This window comes from Micromonospora sp. CNZ285, assembly GCF_004637285.1.
The window spans coordinates 514,329-530,531 of the sequence record NZ_SPQD01000001.1; the positions used below are offsets into that span (position 1 = coordinate 514,329).

The window sequence follows — 16,203 nt, forward strand, 5'->3', positions numbered from 1 at the left end:
TCACTCGTTCCACACGCCCAGGCCGTCGAGGTGCTTGACCAGCCGTTCCGCGCCGTCGGTGAAGTGCCGGGCCATGACCGGCCGGACGGCCTCCGGGTCGCGGGCTTCGAGCGCGTCGAGCAGCGCCTCGTGATCGGCGATCATGCCCGCCCGCCACTCGGGGTCGGCGGCGTAGAACCGCGACGGCGTGTAGCGGGTCACGGTGCGCAGCAGCCAGGACAGCTTGCGCGCGTCGGCGAGCCGGTTGATCCGGCGGTGGAACTCGTATTCGAGCTGCTCCACGCGGCTGACCTGCCGGGCCTGGGCGGCGCGGCGCAGCCGCTCGTGCTGCTGCCGCATGTCGTCGAGCTGGTCCGGGGTGATGCCGGTGGCGACCCGGGCGGCCAGCTCACCGGCGATGTGGCCCTGGAGGCTGAACACGTCGATGATGTCCTGCCGGGACAGCGGCGCCACCACGTGCCCGCGGCGCGGTTGCAGCTCGACCATGTCCTCCGCGCGCAGCATCAGCAGCGCCTCGCGTACCGGCGTGATGCTCAGCCCGGTCTCCTGGGCGACCTCCTCCAGCCGGATGCGTTCGCCGGGGCGCAGCTGGCCGGACATGATCCGGTCGCGCAGCAGACTCGCCACGGTCTCGGAGAGCTGGGGCTGAGAGACGTTCTGGATCCTGCCGCGGTCCGCCACCAGCTCAGGGTATCAAATGTCAAATGTCAGAACAGGAGCGCCGATGAGCTCGACCGTGCCGGAGTCCGAACCGGCCGGCGCCGGACTGCGGGCCGCCACCAGCGACGGCGTGCGCACCATCTGGTTCGACCGGCCCGACCGGCGCAACGCGATGTCGCTGGAGATGTTCCGCGACTACTACGCGGCCCTGGTGGCGGCGGACGCCGACCCGGAGGTCCGGGCGGTCGTGGTCACCGGCTCCGGTGACTGGTTCTGCTCCGGCGCCGACCCGGAGGCGCTCGCCGCGCTGCTCGACGAACGCAACCGCGACCTGCTCGCCGGCGAGTTCGGCTTCCCGCCGCACCTGCCGCTGACGCTCGGCACCCCGATCGTCGCCGCGATGAACGGCGGCGCGGCCGGCCTCGGCCTGGTCCACGCGCTCTACGCCGACGTGCGGTTCATGGCGGCGGAGGCGCGCCTGTCCACCTCGTTCAGCCGGCTCGGCCTCGTCGCCGAGTACGGCAGCGCCTGGCTGCTGCCCCGGCTGATCGGCGTCGGCGCCGCGCTGGACCTGCTGCTGTCCGGCCGCAAGGTCGACGCCGTGGAGGCGTTCCGGATCGGACTTGTGCAACGCGTGCTCCCGCGCGACGAGGTGCTGGCCGAGGCACAAGCCTATGCCGCGGCCCTGGCCGAGCACTGCTCACCGGCGTCCATGGCGGTGATCCGGCGACAGGTGTTCTCCGGTCTGGAGACCGGCGCGGCCGAGGCCGCCGCCGACGCGATCCGGCTCATGGTCGAGTCCCTGGCCGGCGCCGACTTCGGCGAGGCCCTGCTCAGCCGGGCCCAGGGCCGCGCACCCCGCTTCGCCCCACGGGCCGGCGCGTGAGCGGGCCCCTGGACGGCGTCCGGGTCGTGGAACTGGCCGGGATCGGACCCGGCCCGTTCGCCGCCATGCTGCTGGCCGACCTCGGCGCCGACGTGGTCCGGGTCGACCGGCCGGAACCCGGCGCGCTCCCGGCCGGTGACCCCGCGCGGAACCTGCTCAACCGGGGCAAGCGCTCGATCGTGGTGGACCTGAAGCACCCCGACGGCGCCGAGGTGGTCCTCGCGCTGGCCGGCCGGGCCGCGATCCTGATCGAGGGCTGGCGCCCCGGCGTGGCCGAACGGCTCGGCGTCGGACCGCAGGCCGCGCTGGCCCGCAACCCGGGCCTGGTGTACGGGCGGATGACCGGCTGGGGCCAGGCCGGGCCGCTGGCCCGCGCCGCCGGCCACGACATCGGCTACATCGCCGTAGCCGGGGCGCTGCACCCGATCGGCCGCGCCGGCGGGCCGCCGCAGATCCCGCTCAACCTGGTCGGCGACTTCGGCGGCGGCTCGCTCTACCTGGTCGTCGGCATCCTGGCCGCGCTGCACGTCGCCGCCGCCACCGGCCGTGGGCAGGTCGTCGACGCCGCCATCGTGGACGGCGCGGCCCACCTCACCACCCCGTTCGCCGGGATGCTCGCGCAGGGCACCTGGCGACCCGAGCGGGGCCGCAACCTGCTCGACGGCGGCGCGCCGTTCTACGACGTGTACGCCACCGCCGACGGAGGGCACATGGCGGTGGGCGCGCTGGAACCGCAGTTCTACGCCGAACTGCTGCGGCTGCTCGGACTCGCAGGCACGGACCTGCCGGCACAGCACGACGTGGCCGGATGGCCGGTGCTGCGCGCCCGCTTCGCCGAGGTGTTCGCCGGCCGTACCCGCGACGAGTGGACGGCGGTGTTCGACGGCACCGACGCCTGCGTCGCGCCGGTGCTGTCGCTCACCGAGGCGCCGGGCCACCCGCACCTGGCCGCGCGCGGCACGTACGAGGAGCACTTCGGCGTCCGGCAACCGGCCGTGGCGCCCCGCCTGTCCGCGACACCCGGCCGGGTCGGCGGCCCGCCGCCCGCGCCCGGCGCGGACACCGAGCCCGTCCTCACCGACTGGGGACTGGGCGCACACCTACCGCGGTGGCTGGACGACGGCGTCGTCGGCCGGAAGCAGGGAGCGCACTGATGCGTATCGGGACGACACTGGCGTACGCCGCCGACCCCCGTGGCGGCGCCGACGACGTGGCCGCCTGGGAACAGGACGGCCTGGACGTGGTCTGGGTGTCCGAGGCGTACGGCTTCGACGCGGCCACGGTGATGGGTTACCTCGCCGCCCGGACGAGCCGCGTGCACATCGGCTCCGCGATCCTGCCGATCTTCTCGCGTACCCCGGCTCTGCTGGCGCAGACCGCCGCGGGCCTGGACGCGATGTCCGGTGGCCGGGCCATCCTCGGCCTCGGTGCCTCCGGACCGCAGGTGATCGAGGGATGGCACGGCGTCGCGTACGACAGGCCGCTGGCCCGCACCCGCGAGGTGATCGACATCTGCCGGCGGGTGTGGCGGCGCGAGACGCTGACGAACGACGGCCTCTACCGGCTGCCGCTGCCGCCCGGCGAGGGCACCGGGCTGGGCAAGCCGCTGAAGATCCTCACCCACCCGGTCCGCGACCGCATCCCGATCCACGTGGCGAGCCTCGGCGACCGGAACGTCCGGATGACCGCCGAGATCGCCGACGGGTGGCTGCCGTTCCTCTACGACCCGCAGCGCGCCGGCGACGTCTGGGGCGCCGCGCTGGCGGCCGGCCGGGCGAAACGGTCCCCTGATCTCGGGCCGCTGGAGGTGGTGGCCGGCGGGCCGCTGGCGATCGGCCCGGACGTGACCGGGCTGCGCGACCTCGCCCGGCCGCTGATCGCCCTGTACGTGGGCGGGATGGGCGCCAAGGGCCGCAACTTCTACCACGACCTGCTGTGCCGCTACGGCTACGAAGCCGAGGCCGACCGCATCCAGGACCTCTACCTGGCCGGCCGCAAGGCCGAGGCCGCCGCCGCGGTGCCGGCGGAACTGCTGGAACGCACCAGCCTGATCGGACCGGAGAGCTACGTGCGCGATCGGGTCCAGGAGTACCGCGACGCGGGCGTGACGATCCTCAACGTCGCGCCGCTGGGCGAGGACCCCCGGGGCCTCGTCGCCGCCGTCGCGGACATGGCCCGGTAGCGCAGGGGAGGAGCCGACACACATGGACCGCGCGATCTTCACCGCCGACCACCTGGCGTTCGCCGAACTGGTGCGCGCCTTCATCGACAAGGAGATCACCCCGCACCACGAGCGCTGGGAGGCCGACGGCATCGTCGACCGCGGCGTGTGGCGGGCCGCCGGCGCCGCCGGACTGCTCGGCTTCTTCGTCGACGAACGGTACGGCGGCGCCGGGGTCACCGACCGGCGCTTCCACGCCGTCCTGACCGAGGAACTCGCCCGGGCCGGTGCGAGCGGGCCCGCGTTCGGCCTGCACAACGACATCATCGGCCCGTACCTGACCGACCTGACCACCGAGGAGCAGAAGCAGCGCTGGCTCCCGGGCTTCTGCTCCGGTGAGATCGTCACCGCCATCGCCATGTCCGAGCCCGGCGCGGGCAGCGACCTGGCGGGCATCACCACCACAGCGGTACGCGACGGCGACGACTGGGTCCTCAACGGGCAGAAGACGTTCATCAGCAACGGCATCCTGGCCGACCTGGTCGTCGTGGTGGCCCGGACCGATCCCGGTGCCGGACGGCGCGGGATCAGCCTGCTCGTGGTCGAGCGCGGCATGCCCGGGTTCGAGCGCGGCCGCAACCTCGACAAGCTCGGGCAGAAGGCGCAGGACACCGCCGAGCTGTTCTTCTCCGACGTCCGCGTACCAGCGGCCAACCTGCTCGGCACGGAGGGCAAGGGCTTCGGCTACCTGATGCGCAACCTGCCGCTGGAGCGGCTGTCGATAGCCGTCGCGGCGCTCGCCGGCGCCGAGACGGTGTTCGCGCAGACGCTCGACTACTGCAAGCAGCGCCAGGCGTTCGGCCGTCCCATCGGCAGTTTCCAGCACAACCGGTTCGTGCTCGCCGAACTCGCCACCGAGCTGCGCCTGGGCCGGGTCTTCGTCGACAACTGCCTGGTCGCGCCGGACCTCACCGCGGAGACGGCGGCGATGGCGAAGTGGTGGTGCACCGAGTTGCAGCAGCGCGTCGTCGACCGGTGCCTCCAGCTGCACGGCGGCTACGGCTACATGCGCGAGTACCCGGTGGCCCGCGCCTACCTGGACGCCCGCGTCCAGACCATCTACGGCGGCACCACCGAGATCATGAAGGAGGTGATCGGCCGGTCACTCGGCCTGTGAGCCGGGCTCCAGCATGGGTACGAGGAAGCGACGGGCCATGGTCCGCAGCTCGTCGGCGTCGTCCAGGTCGATGACGTGGCTCGGGGTGAGCAGGAACGAGCAGGACAGCCGGGTCATCAGCTCGGCCACCACCTCCACGTCGACTGTGGCGGCGATGGTGCCGGCGCGCTGCTCGCGCCGCAACTGCCCGGCGACGAACCGCTGCACGGTGGCGAGCGTGCGCCCGCCGTCGCTGATCATCGAGGGGATGAGCACGTCCGGTTCGACGCTCATCAGCCCGCCGATCAGCGGGTTGCGGCGGATCGCGTCCAGCGCGCTGACGAAGCCCAGCACCACCCGGTCGCCGACCGTGGCCGCCTGCTGGATGTCGACCAGGAACCGGTCGAAGTAGCGCCGGAACTCGCGGCGGACCACCTGCTCGACCAGCCGGTCCTTGGTGGCGAACCGGCGGTACGCGGTGATCCGGGAGACGCCCGCCCGGCGGGCCACGTCCTCCATCGTGGAGCGGCGGATGCCCATCCGGCAGAACTGCTCGTAGGCCGCGTCCAGGATCCGGGTGGCCACCTCGTCGCTGTCGTCGGCGCTGTGCAACGCCTCGGTGAAGGCGCGTTCCAGCAGCGACTCGGGCCGGTCGGCCGGTTCGTCGTGACCCGCCTCGGGGGAGGACGCCTGCGCGGGAGCGGTCCGGGCCATGGGTGCCCTCCCGGGAGAGACGGTGACGCGGTTGACGCTTCACCGTACCAATCGCCGGGGCGTACCCCCGTGCAAGCGCGACCGCCGCGCCCCCGATGCGGGGCGCGGCGGTCGCGTCTGTCGTGCGGTGTCCGGTCAGGAACCGGAGCGCTTGGCGGTCGCCTTCAGGTAGTCCCGGTTGAGGCGGCCGATGGTGTTCAGCGGGATGCCCTTCGGGCAGGCCGCCGCGCACTCGCCGATGTTGGTGCAGCCGCCGAAGCCGGCCTCGTCGTGCGCGTCCACCATGCCGATCACTCGGGTGTAGCGCTCCGGCTGGCCCTGCGGCAGCAGCGAGAGCTGGGTGATCTTCGCGGCGGTGAACAGCATGCCGGAGCCGTTCGGGCAGGCCGCCACGCAGGCGCCGCAGCCGATGCAGGCAGCCGACTCGAACGCGGCGTCCGCGTCGGCCTTCGGCACCGGCACCGAGTGCGCCTCCGGGGCGCTGCCGGTCGGCGCGGTGACGTAGCCGCCGGCGGCGATGATCTGGTCGAACGCGTTGCGGTTGACCACCAGGTCCTTGACGACCGGGAAGGCCCGGGCCCGCCACGGCTCGATGTCGATCGTGTCGCCGTCGGAGAACTGCCGCATGTGCAGCTGGCAGGCGGTGGTGCCGCGCTGCGGGCCGTGCGCCTCACCGTTGATCATGAGGCTGCACATGCCGCAGATGCCCTCGCGGCAGTCGTGGTCGAACGCCACCGGCTCCTCGCCGTCGAGGATCAGCCGCTCGTTGAGTACGTCGAGCATCTCCAGGAAGGACATGTCCGGGGACACGTCCTGCACCGGGTAGGTCACCATCCGACCCTTGTCCTCGGGGCCGGTCTGGCGCCAGATGCGCAGGGTCAGGTTCACTTGTAGCTCCGCTGCGTGGGGTGGACGTATTCGAAGGTCAGGTCTTCCTTGTGCAGCACGGGCTCACCGGTGCCGGTGAACTCCCAGGCCGCCACGTAGGCGAACCGGTCGTCGTCGCGCTGCGCCTCGCCGTCGGGCGTCTGGTGCTCGGCCCGGAAGTGGCCGCCGCAGGACTCCTCGCGGTGCAGGGCGTCGATGCACATCAGCTCGGCCAGCTCGAAGAAGTCGGCCACCCGGCCGGCCTTCTCCAGCGACTGGTTGAGGCCCTCGCCGTCACCAGGCACGCGCACCCGCTGCCAGAACTGCTCGCGCAGCGCGCGGATCTCGTCGATCGCCTTGCGCAGCCCGGCCTCGGAGCGCTCCATGCCGCAGTGCTCCCACATGATCTGGCCCAGCTCGCGGTGGAACGAGTCCACGGTGCGGTCGCCGTTGATCGCCAGCAGCCGCTTGATCCGGTCCTCGACCTCGGTGCGCGCCGCGACCGCCTCGGGGTGGCTGGCGTCGACCTTGTCCAGCGAGCTGGAGGCCAGGTAGTTGGCGAGCGTGTTCGGCAGCACGAAGTAGCCGTCGGCCAGGCCCTGCATCAGCGCCGAGGCGCCGAGCCGGTTCGCGCCGTGGTCGGAGAAGTTGGCCTCACCGATCACGAACAGGCCGGGGATCGTCGACTGGAGGTCGTAGTCGACCCAGAGGCCGCCCATCGTGTAGTGCACGGCGGGGTAGATCCGCATCGGGACCTCGTACGGGTCCTCGCCGGTGATCCGCTCGTACATCTCGAAGAGGTTGCCGTACTTGGCCTCGATGGCCTTGCGGCCCAGCCGGTTGATCGCGTCGGCGAAGTCCAGGTAGACGCCGAGGCCGGTCGGGCCGACGCCGCGTCCCTCGTCGCACACGTTCTTCGCGGCGCGGGAGGCGATGTCACGGGGGACCAGGTTGCCGAAGGACGGGTAGATCCGCTCCAGGTAGTAGTCCCGCTCGTCCTCGGGGATGTCCCGCGGGCTGCGCTGGTCGCCCTTGGCCTTGGGCACCCACACCCGGCCGTCGTTGCGCAGCGACTCGCTCATCAGGGTCAGCTTCGACTGGTGGTCGCCGGAGACCGGGATGCAGGTCGGGTGGATCTGCGTGTAGCAGGGGTTCGCGAAGTACGCGCCCTTGCGGTGCGCCCGCCAGGAGGCGGTGACGTTGCAGCCCTTGGCGTTGGTGGAGAGGTAGAAGACGTTGCCGTAGCCGCCGGAGGCGAGCACGACCGCGTCGGCCATCTCGGTGCTGATCTCGCCGGTGACCATGTCGCGGACCACGATGCCGCGCGCCCGGCCGTCGACGATCACCAGTTCGAGCATCTCGTGGCGGGCATTCATCTCCACGTTGCCCAGGCCGATCTGCCGCTCCAGCGCCTGGTACGCGCCGAGCAGCAGCTGCTGGCCCGTCTGGCCCCGGGCGTAGAAGGTGCGCTGCACCTGCGCGCCACCGAAGGAGCGGGTGTCCAGCAGGCCGCCGTACTCGCGGGCGAACGGCACGCCCTGCGCCACGCACTGGTCGATGATGTTCACCGACACCTCGGCCAGCCGGTGCACGTTCGACTCGCGGGAGCGGAAGTCGCCGCCCTTGACCGTGTCGTAGAACAGGCGGTGCACCGAGTCGCCGTCGTTGCGGTAGTTCTTGGCGGCGTTGATGCCGCCCTGCGCGGCGATCGAGTGGGCCCGGCGCGGGCTGTCCTGGTAGCAGTAGGACCGCACCTGGTAGCCCTGCTCGGCCAGCGTGGCGGCGGCGGAACCGCCGGCCAGGCCGGTGCCGACCACGATCACCGTCATCTTCCGGCGGTTGGCCGGGTTGACCAGCTTCATCTCGAAGCGGTGGCGGTCCCACCGCGCCTCGATCGGGCCGTCCGGGGCCCGGGTGTCGGCGATCGGGTCGCCCTCGGTGTAGAGATCCATGTCAGGACACCAATCCGGTGATCACGGCGAACGGGACCAGCAGGTAGCCGCCGACGAGCGCGACGGCGAAGACGAGCGCGGCGATCCGGGCCCGGCGCTCGCCCTTCGGCGTCTGCTGGCCGAGGCTGCGGAACGCGCTGAAGGCGCCGTGGCGCAGGTGGAAGCCGAGGGTCACGAGCGCGAGGGTGTAGAAGAGCGTGACGTACCAGCGCTCCGGCGCGAAGTCGGCGACCACGTTGCCGTACGGGTTGGCCGGGTCGCCCTGCGGGTTCAGGTGACCCGTGGTCAGGTCGAGGATGTGGTAGATCACGAAGAGCAGGATGATCACACCACCCCAGCGCATCGTGCGGGCCGCGTAGTTCACGTGGATCTTGCGGCGGTGCGCGTACCGGACCGGGCGGGCGGCCCGGGACCGCATCGCGAGCACGGTGGCCGCGCCGATGTGCCCGAGGACGGCGACGGTGAGCACGGTGCGCTGGATCCACAGGAACCACGTCGTCGGCAGCAGCGGCGTGCCGATGTCCCGCAGCCAGTGCGCGTAGTGGTCGAACGACGTCTCACCCGTGAAGATCTTCAGGTTGCCGAGCATGTGCGCGATCAGGAACAGCACGAGGATGATGCCCGTCACCGCCATGACGGCCTTGAGGCCGACGTTCGAGCGGATGGGCGACCGAGTTTTCGTGATTACCACGCGGTCGACGCTAGGAGCACTTCGATCAGGCGTCCAATGCATCGAAATCGCAGCGTTGATAGCCGTAAGCTATGTAGATGCAGCTCCATCAGCTTCGGTACTTCGTGGCGGTCGCCGAAGTACGACATTTCACCCAGGCAGCCGATCTTGTCGGCATAACCCAGCCCTCGTTGAGTAAGCAAATTCACGCGCTGGAGACCGACCTGGGGGCCCCGCTGTTCGAGCGGGTAAGGGGCAACATCACACTGACCGCGGCAGGTGAGGTGCTGCTGCCGCTGGCCAAGCGGATCCTCGCCGACGTGGAGACCGCCACCCGCGAGGTGCAGGAGCTGGTGGGGCTGCGCCGGGGCCGGGTCCGGCTCGGCGCCACACCCAGCCTCGCCACCTCGCTCGCCCCGCCGGTGCTGCGCCGGTTCCGCGACGCGCACCCCACGATCGACCTGCGCGTGGAGGAGGGCGGCTCGCAGGACCTCGTCCGTGACCTGCTCCGCGGCGACCTCGACCTCGCCCTGATCATCATGCCGTCGGCCGGCACCGACCCGGGGCTGCGCGCCGACCCGATCCTGCGGGAGAGCCTGGTGGTCGCCTCGGTCGACCCGCTGCCCGGCGCCTCGGAAGCCGGGGAGCTGCGCATCACCGACCTGCGCGACCAGCCGCTCGTCATGTTCCGCGAGGGCTACGACCTGCGCGACGCCACGCTCCAGGCGTGCCGGGCGGCCGGGTTCGAGCCGACCCTGTCCGTCGACGGCGGGGAGATGGACGCCGTGCTCAGCTTCGTCGAGGCCGGGCTCGGCGTCGCGCTGGTGCCGGGCATCGTGGTGGCCCGCCGCGCCGGCATCCGGGTCACCCGGCTCGTCCCGCCCGGCGTCCGCCGGACCATCGCGGTGGCCCGCCGCCGCGACGTGGTGCCCACCCACGCCGGGCGCGAGCTGCGCCGCATCCTCCTGGAGTACGTCCACGACGCCACCGCCACCGCCGAACTCCCCCCAGGCGTAGAGCCCCTCTGACCCGCCCCTCTCCCGCCGCCCCTCTCCCGCGCGATCTTGCAGTTTCGGCCCCGGCGAAAGGTGCGAATGCCACTGCGCGGGGGCACCAAGTGCAAGATCGACGGGGCGAGGGCGGGGCGGGGGCGGGCGGGTCAGCGGGACTCGGCGTCGTCCATGGCTCGGTAGATGCGCTGCTCGGAGACCGGGTAGGGGGTGCCCAGGGCCTGGGCGAAGACGTTCACCCGCAGCTCCTCGATCATCCAGCGGATCTGGCGGACCGCCGCCTCCTGACGGCGGGCCGGCGGCAGCGCGGCCAGCATGTCCTGGTACTCCTTCTGCACCACCGCGACCCGATCCTGCTGCTGCTTGTCCCGCTGCGGGTTGCCCGGCAACCGGTCCAGCCGCCGCTCGATCGCGGTCAGGTAGCGCAGCACGTCGGGCAGGCGCGCGTACCCCGTCTCGGTGATGAAACCCTTGTGCACCAGGCCGGTGAGCTGGTTGCGGATGTCGGCCAGCGCGGCCACCACGGCGAGGTTGCGGGTGGCGCCGAGCCGCTGCTCCACCGCGTACGCGGACGCGAGCACCCGGCGCACCCGCTCCATCACCTCGACCACGGTGTCCACCAGATCGGCCCGCACCCTGTCGCGCAGCGCGGCGAAGCCCTCGGCGTCCCAGGCCGGGCCGCCCGCGTCGTCGATCAGCTTGTCGATCGCCGCGCCGGCCGCGTCCTCGATCAGCTCCGGCACGCTGCCGTGCGGGTTGCGGGACAGCGCCAGCTTCGCCTCGTTGCTCAGCCGCCCCTGGAGGAACTTCGCCGGTGACGGCATCGTCAGCCGCAGCAGCCGCCGGGTTCCCGCCCAGTGCGCGGCCTCCTGCTCGGCGGCGGAGTCGAACACCTTCACCCCGACCGTCGCGCCCTCGTCCACCAGCGCCGGGTACGCGGTCACCGCGAAGCCGGCGCGGACCTGCTCGATGGTGCGCGGCAGCGCGCCGATCGACCACTCGGTCAGCCCGGTACGGGCCACGTCGGGCGCGGCGGCGGCCACGACCTGGCGTACCTCCTGGCGCAGCTCGCGTTGCAGCGCCGGCAGGTCCTTGCCCTCGGCGACCGGCTTGTCGTCGTCGCCGAGCACCCGGAACGTGACCCGCAGGTGCGGCGGCAGCCTGCCCAGGTCCCACGCGTCCGCCGGAACCGTCACCCCGGTCATCCGGCGCAGCTGCCGGGTCAGCGCGGCCAGCAGCGGCTCCTCGCCCGGCGTGATCGCGGCGAGCGCGGCGCGGGCGTAGTCGGGCACTGGCACGAAGTTGCGCCGTACCGGCTTGGGCAGCGACCGGATCAGCGCGATCACCAGTTCCTCGCGCAGCCCCGGCACCTGCCAGTCGAAGCTCTCCGCCGGCACCTGGTTGAGCAGCGGCAGCGGGATGTCCACGGTGACGCCGTCGGTGGGCACGGTCGGGTCGAACGTGTACGTCAGCGGCAGCGTCACGCCGTCGGCCCGCCACTCGTCCGGGAAGTCCTCCTCGTCCACCCCGCCCCGGCCGTCGTTGACGAGCAGCTCGCGGGTGAACGTGAGCAGGTCGGGCCGCTCCCGGCGGGTCTTCTTCCACCACGAGTCGAAGTGCCGGCCGGAGACCACGTCGGCGGGGATCCGCTGGTCGTAGAAGGCGAAGATGGTCTCGTCGTCGACCAGGATGTCGCGGCGCCGGGCCCGGTTCTCCAGCTCCTCGATCTCGGTCAGCAGCTTCTGGTTGTCCCGCCAGAACTGGTGGTGGGTCTGCCAGTCGCCCTCGACCAGGGCGTGCCTGATGAACAGCTCCCGGCTCAGACCTGCGTCGATCCGCCCGAAGTTCACCTTGCGGGAGGTGACGATCGGGATGCCGTACAGCGTGACCTTCTCGTAGGCCATCACCGCGGCCTGCTTCTTCTCCCAGTGCGGCTCGCTGTAGCTGCGCTTGACCAGGTGCTGCGCCAGCGGCTCGACCCACTCCGGCTCGACCCGCCCGGCCACCCGCCCCCACAGCCGGGACGTCTCCACCAGCTCGGCCGCCATCACCCAGCGCGGCGGCTTCTTGAACAGCGCCGAGCCGGGGAAGATCGCGAACTTCGCGCCTCGCGCGCCCAGGTATTCGTGCTTCTGCGCGTCCTTGAGGCCGAGGTGCGACAGCAGGCCGGGCAGCAGCGACTGGTGCACCTTCGGGGTGTCGATCTCCTCGGGCAGGTCGGCGCCGGCGCCGCGCCGGCCCTCACCCTTGTCCGAGGTACGCAACACCTGGCGCAACTGGCTGACGATGTCCTGCCACTCGCGTACCCGCAGGTAGTTGAGGTATTCGGACTTGCACATCCGGCGGAACGCGCTGGAGGACAGCTCCCGCTGCTTCTCCCGCAGATAGCGCCACAGGTTCAGGTACGCGACGAAGTCGGACTCGGAATCGGCGAACCGGGCGTGCGCCTGGTCGGCCTGGGCCTGCTTGTCGGCCGGGCGTTCCCGCGGATCCTGGATGGACAGCGCGGCGGCGATCACCACGACCTCGGTGGCGCAGCCGTTGCGCTCGCCTTCGAGGACCATCCGGGCCAGCCGGGGGTCGACCGGGAGCTGGGCCAGCCGCCGGCCCAGTGCGGTGAGCCGCTTCGCCGGGTCGGTCTCGGCCGGGTCGAGCGCACCCAGCTCGTGCAGCAGGTTCACGCCGTCGGTGACGTTGCGCCGATCCGGCGGGTCGATGAACGGGAACGCCGCGACGTCGCCGAGCCCGATCGAGGTCATCTGGAGGATGACCGAGGCCAGGTTGGTCCGCAGGATCTCCGGGTCGGTGAACTCGGGGCGCGAGTCGAAGTCCTGCTCGTCGTAGAGGCGGATGCAGATGCCGTCCGAGGTACGCCCGCAGCGGCCCTTGCGCTGGTTGGCGCTGGCCTGCGAGACCGGCTCGATCGGCAGCCGCTGCACCTTGAGCCGGCTGGAGTAGCGGGAGATCCGGGCGGTGCCCGGGTCCACCACGTACTTGATGCCGGGCACCGTCAGCGAGGTCTCCGCGACGTTCGTGGCCAGCACCACCCGGCGGTTGGAGTGGGCGGCGAAGACCCGGTGCTGCTCGGCGGTGGACAGCCGGGCGTACAGCGGCAGGATCTCGGTGCCGAGCAGCGACCGCTTGGACTGCACCAGCTTGCCCAGCGCGTCGGCGGTGTCGCGGATCTCCCGCTCGCCGCTGAGGAACACCAGGATGTCGCCGGGCCCCTCGGCGGCCAGTTCCTCGACCGCGTCGCCGATGGCCTGGATCTGGTCCCGGACGTTCTCCTCGTCGGCCTCGTCCTCCTCCTCGGCCTCGGTGACCTCGACCAGCGGCCGGTAGCGGACCTCCACCGGGTACGTGCGCCCGGACACCTCGACCACCGGCGCCGGGTTGCCGTCGGCGTCGGCGAAGTGCTTCGCGAACCGGTCGGTCTCGATGGTGGCCGAGGTGATGACGACCTTGAGGTCGGGCCGGCGGGGCAGGAGCTGCCTGAGGTACCCGAGGATGAAGTCGATGTTGAGGCTGCGCTCGTGCGCCTCGTCGATGATCAACGTGTCGTACTGCCGCAGCATCCGGTCGGTCTGCAACTCGGCCAGCAGGATGCCGTCGGTCATCAGCTTGACCAGGCTGTTGTCGCCCACCTGATCGGTGAAGCGCACCTTGTAGCCGACCACGTCGCCCAGCTCGGTGCCGAGTTCGTCGGCGATCCGGTCGGCGACCGTCCGGGCCGCCAGCCGGCGGGGCTGGGTGTGCCCGATCAGGCCGGTGATGCCGCGCCCCAGCTCCAGGCAGATCTTGGGCAGCTGGGTGGTCTTCCCGGAGCCGGTCTCACCGGCCACGATCACCACCTGGTGGTCACGGATCGCGGCGGCGATGTCGTCCCTGCGCTCGCTGACCGGCAACTGCGGCGGGTAGATGATCGCCGGCACGGCCGCGCGGCGCGACGCCAGCCGCGCCTCGGCCCGGGTCACCTCGGCCGCGATCTCGGCCAGCGCCGCCTCCCGCCGCTGCGGGTCGCGCAGCCGGCGCACGCCGTCGAGCCGCCGCTGGATCCGGCGCTGATCGCGGAACATCAGGGGAGCGAGGCGGCGGTGCAGGTCGCGGGCGGTCTCAGGGGCGGCGGGTACGGCTGGATTCTGCATGTCGTCGCCAAGGATAGGCAGCCGCGCGGCGGACCGCCCCCGGGTTACCGGCGCTGGGCGTGCCCTCCCTGGTGCGGCGGTCCCCGCCGGATAAAGTTGCCGCCGACGAGGCCGACGGACGAGGCCGACGAGGGGCGGGGATGATCATGCGGGACACCGACCGGGCGCTCGTGCAGGCCGCCACCGCCGTCGCGAAGCTGCGCTGCCGCAGCGACAACCACACCGTCGCCGCCGCCGTACGCAGCACCGACGGCCGGGTGTTCAGCGGCGTGAACGTCTACCACTTCACCGGCGGCCCGTGCGCCGAGGTGGTGGCCCTCGGCGCCGCCGCGACCCAGGGCGCGGGCGAGCTGGAGGCGATCGTCGCGGTGGGGGACCGGGGCCGGGGCGTCCTCCCGCCGTGCGGGCGCTGCCGTCAGGTGCTGCTCGACTACTTCCCGTCGATCAAGGTGATCGTCGGCCCGCCCGACGGGCTGCGCGCGATCCCGATCACCGACCTGCTGCCCGAGACGTACGTCTGGTCCGACCAGCAGGTCGAGGTGCCGGTCGCCGCCCGCGCCGGGGTGTGGCCGACGCCTGTGGTGCCGGGCAGCCGGCAGGCACCGGAGGACTGACGGCCCGGGGCGCGGCGAGCCGCGACGCTCAGTCGCCGGCCGCGGCCTCCAGCATCGAGCGGGGGACCGGCACCTGCTCGAAGCGGACCTGACCCTCCGGCACCATCCAGCTGCTGACCTGCGCGACGAGTCGTCCCGCGCGGACCGCCGGGTCGTTCGCGTACAGCTCCCGGGCCATCTGCGGATCCACCGACAGCACCACGAAACCGCGGACGCGCCCGTCGTCGCCGTCCAGGAACGGTCCGGCCGCGAGCACCGCGCCCTGCTCCACCAGCCCGGCCTGGTGCGCCAGGTGGGCGTCCTGGATCCGGTCGAGGGCGTCCTGCGGCAGGTCCGGCGCGTCGTCCGGGCGGACCAGGAGCACCACCGTGTGCCTGTCGAATCGCATGCCCTCAGGCTAGGGGCTGCCGGGCGCGCAGTGCCCGGATCGACCAGTCCAGTACCGGCGCCAGGCTCTCGGGCGGCGGCCAGCCGTTGACCACGGAGAGCAGCTCCAGGTACCGCTCCCGGCGAGGGTCGTGCGCGGTCCGCAACCGGTCCAGCATCCGCCGGCGCAGGTCGGCGTCGTCCGGACGGCCGCAGAGCCGCGCGTACCGGCCCGCCGCCCGGGCCAGGATCGGATCGGCGTCCGGCGAGGCCGGCTCGACGCCGTCGGCGAGCGCCGGGGCCACCTCCTCCCGGACCACGGCGACCACGTCCCGGCGTACGCCCTCGGCGCCGTCCCGGTCCGCCGCGTGCTGCTCGGCCAGCCGGCGCAGCCCGGCCCGGAACTCCGGGTCCTGAGCCAGCTCGGCCAGTTCCACCCACGCCTCGACCTGGGCGTCGTCCGGATCGTCCGGCAGCTCCGGTGTGAGCGACCGCCTGATGCCCGCGAACCCCGGATCGGGCAGGCCGCCGAACGCCGCGTCGAGGAACTCGTCGACCAGCCGCCGTCGTTCCCGCGTGGCCAGGCCGGCCAGCCGGTGCAGCAGGTCGGCCTCGGACGGGGAGGCTCCGCGCCGGGCGATCACCGTGAGCACCGCGCGGCGCGTCCGCAGCAGGCGGATCTGCGCGGTCAGCGCGTCCGCGTGCGCCGCGGCGACCTCGGCCAGGCTGACCTCCCGCGCCACCACCCGGCGCACGGTGGGCAGGTCCACGCCCAGCTCGCGCAACGTCCGTACCAGGTCGAGCCGGGCCACCGCCGCCGCGTCGTAGCGGCGGTGGCCGGCCGGTCCCCGGTCGGTGGGCGGCACGATGCCGCGGTCGGACCAGAACCGGATGGTCTTCACCGGCAGCCCGGTTCGCCGGGCCAGGTCACCGATCGAGTAGCGCTCCGCACCGTCCATGGCATCCACCATCGTTCCTCCACCTGGTGGAGGCGCAACCCGC

Annotated in this window: 14 protein-coding genes; 6 read left to right on the plus strand and 8 right to left on the minus strand. The window is 72.4% G+C overall.

Annotated elements, in window-relative coordinates:
• Entirely contained in the window at positions 1 to 681 is a 681-nt protein-coding gene (locus tag CLT75_RS02370; RefSeq protein WP_135239275.1) for a GntR family transcriptional regulator, read from the minus strand.
• A gap of 43 nt (positions 682 to 724) precedes the next feature.
• Here CLT75_RS02370 and CLT75_RS02375 point away from each other — a divergent pair, with 43 nt between their 5' ends.
• The 4 genes from CLT75_RS02375 to CLT75_RS02390 are packed head-to-tail and all read left to right on the plus strand — an operon-like array spanning position 725 to position 4,884.
• A complete protein-coding gene (locus CLT75_RS02375) occupies positions 725 to 1,546 on the plus strand; it encodes an enoyl-CoA hydratase-related protein (protein WP_135239276.1) in 822 nt (273 codons plus the stop codon).
• Positions 1,543 to 2,700 (plus strand): CaiB/BaiF CoA transferase family protein, encoded by a 1,158-nt coding sequence (locus CLT75_RS02380; protein WP_135239277.1) that lies wholly within the window; start codon positions 1,543 to 1,545, stop codon positions 2,698 to 2,700. Before CLT75_RS02375 ends, CLT75_RS02380 begins: the two co-directional genes overlap by 4 nt.
• Entirely contained in the window at positions 2,700 to 3,728 is a 1,029-nt protein-coding gene (locus tag CLT75_RS02385) for an LLM class F420-dependent oxidoreductase (protein WP_135239278.1), read from the plus strand. The genes CLT75_RS02380 and CLT75_RS02385 overlap by 1 nt, the downstream gene beginning before the upstream one ends.
• A 22-nt stretch (positions 3,729 to 3,750) precedes the next feature.
• On the plus strand, positions 3,751 to 4,884 hold the full coding sequence (locus CLT75_RS02390; RefSeq protein WP_135239279.1) for an acyl-CoA dehydrogenase family protein: 1,134 nt from the start codon (positions 3,751 to 3,753) through the stop codon (positions 4,882 to 4,884).
• Here the strand turns inward: CLT75_RS02390 and CLT75_RS02395 are convergent.
• From CLT75_RS02395 to CLT75_RS02410, 4 genes are all read right to left on the minus strand, one after another.
• Positions 4,870 to 5,577 (minus strand): TetR/AcrR family transcriptional regulator, encoded by a 708-nt coding sequence (locus CLT75_RS02395; RefSeq protein ID WP_013285328.1) that lies wholly within the window; start codon positions 5,575 to 5,577, stop codon positions 4,870 to 4,872. The genes CLT75_RS02390 and CLT75_RS02395 overlap by 15 nt on opposite strands.
• A gap of 135 nt (positions 5,578 to 5,712) precedes the next feature.
• Positions 5,713 to 6,465 carry a succinate dehydrogenase/fumarate reductase iron-sulfur subunit gene (locus CLT75_RS02400; protein WP_013285329.1) on the minus strand — a complete coding sequence of 251 codons (753 nt, stop codon included), beginning with the start codon at positions 6,463 to 6,465 and terminating at the stop codon, positions 5,713 to 5,715.
• Positions 6,462 to 8,396 (minus strand): fumarate reductase/succinate dehydrogenase flavoprotein subunit, encoded by a 1,935-nt coding sequence (locus CLT75_RS02405; RefSeq protein WP_135239280.1) that lies wholly within the window; start codon positions 8,394 to 8,396, stop codon positions 6,462 to 6,464. The genes CLT75_RS02400 and CLT75_RS02405 overlap by 4 nt, the downstream gene beginning before the upstream one ends.
• Position 8,397: 1 nt before the next feature.
• Positions 8,398 to 9,081: a succinate dehydrogenase cytochrome b subunit gene (locus tag CLT75_RS02410; RefSeq protein ID WP_135243882.1), complete on the minus strand. Its 684-nt coding sequence runs from the start codon at positions 9,079 to 9,081 to the stop codon at positions 8,398 to 8,400.
• A gap of 83 nt (positions 9,082 to 9,164) precedes the next feature.
• Here CLT75_RS02410 and CLT75_RS02415 point away from each other — a divergent pair, with 83 nt between their 5' ends.
• A complete protein-coding gene (locus tag CLT75_RS02415) occupies positions 9,165 to 10,094 on the plus strand; it encodes a LysR family transcriptional regulator (RefSeq protein WP_013285332.1) in 930 nt (309 codons plus the stop codon).
• 131 nt (positions 10,095 to 10,225) lie between these two features.
• Here the strand turns inward: CLT75_RS02415 and hrpA are convergent, their stop codons facing one another.
• Entirely contained in the window at positions 10,226 to 14,221 is a 3,996-nt protein-coding gene (gene hrpA / locus CLT75_RS02420) for an ATP-dependent RNA helicase HrpA (protein ID WP_135239281.1), read from the minus strand.
• Between the two features lie 146 nt (positions 14,222 to 14,367).
• On the opposite strand from hrpA, the gene CLT75_RS02425 reads away from it, so the two are divergent.
• Positions 14,368 to 14,835, plus strand: a complete 468-nt coding sequence (locus tag CLT75_RS02425; protein ID WP_486485039.1) for a cytidine deaminase family protein — start codon at positions 14,368 to 14,370, stop codon at positions 14,833 to 14,835.
• Between the two features lie 28 nt (positions 14,836 to 14,863).
• Here the strand turns inward: CLT75_RS02425 and CLT75_RS02430 are convergent, their stop codons facing one another.
• Entirely contained in the window at positions 14,864 to 15,223 is a 360-nt protein-coding gene (locus CLT75_RS02430; RefSeq protein ID WP_013285335.1) for a YciI family protein, read from the minus strand.
• A 4-nt stretch (positions 15,224 to 15,227) separates the two neighbouring features.
• Positions 15,228 to 16,160: a MerR family transcriptional regulator gene (locus CLT75_RS02435; RefSeq protein ID WP_135239283.1), complete on the minus strand. Its 933-nt coding sequence runs from the start codon at positions 16,158 to 16,160 to the stop codon at positions 15,228 to 15,230.
• Between the last annotated feature and the right edge of the window lie 43 nt (positions 16,161 to 16,203).

Excerpts from the sequence above, each read along its gene's own strand:
- CLT75_RS02375 (WP_135239276.1), top strand. The coding sequence starts at position 725 with ATGAGCTCGACCGTGCCGGAGTCCGAACCGGCCGGCGCCGGACTGCGG.
- CLT75_RS02385 (WP_135239278.1), top strand. The coding sequence starts at position 2,700 with ATGCGTATCGGGACGACACTGGCGTACGCCGCCGACCCCCGTGGCGGC.
- CLT75_RS02390 (WP_135239279.1), top strand. The coding sequence starts at position 3,751 with ATGGACCGCGCGATCTTCACCGCCGACCACCTGGCGTTCGCCGAACTG.
- CLT75_RS02395 (WP_013285328.1), bottom strand. The coding sequence starts at position 5,577 with ATGGCCCGGACCGCTCCCGCGCAGGCGTCCTCCCCCGAGGCGGGTCAC.
- CLT75_RS02405 (WP_135239280.1), bottom strand. The coding sequence starts at position 8,396 with ATGGATCTCTACACCGAGGGCGACCCGATCGCCGACACCCGGGCCCCG.
- CLT75_RS02415 (WP_013285332.1), top strand. The coding sequence starts at position 9,165 with ATGCAGCTCCATCAGCTTCGGTACTTCGTGGCGGTCGCCGAAGTACGA.
- hrpA (WP_135239281.1), bottom strand. The coding sequence starts at position 14,221 with ATGCAGAATCCAGCCGTACCCGCCGCCCCTGAGACCGCCCGCGACCTG.
- CLT75_RS02425 (WP_486485039.1), top strand. The coding sequence starts at position 14,368 with ATGCGGGACACCGACCGGGCGCTCGTGCAGGCCGCCACCGCCGTCGCG.
- CLT75_RS02430 (WP_013285335.1), bottom strand. The coding sequence starts at position 15,223 with ATGCGATTCGACAGGCACACGGTGGTGCTCCTGGTCCGCCCGGACGAC.
- CLT75_RS02435 (WP_135239283.1), bottom strand. The coding sequence starts at position 16,160 with ATGGACGGTGCGGAGCGCTACTCGATCGGTGACCTGGCCCGGCGAACC.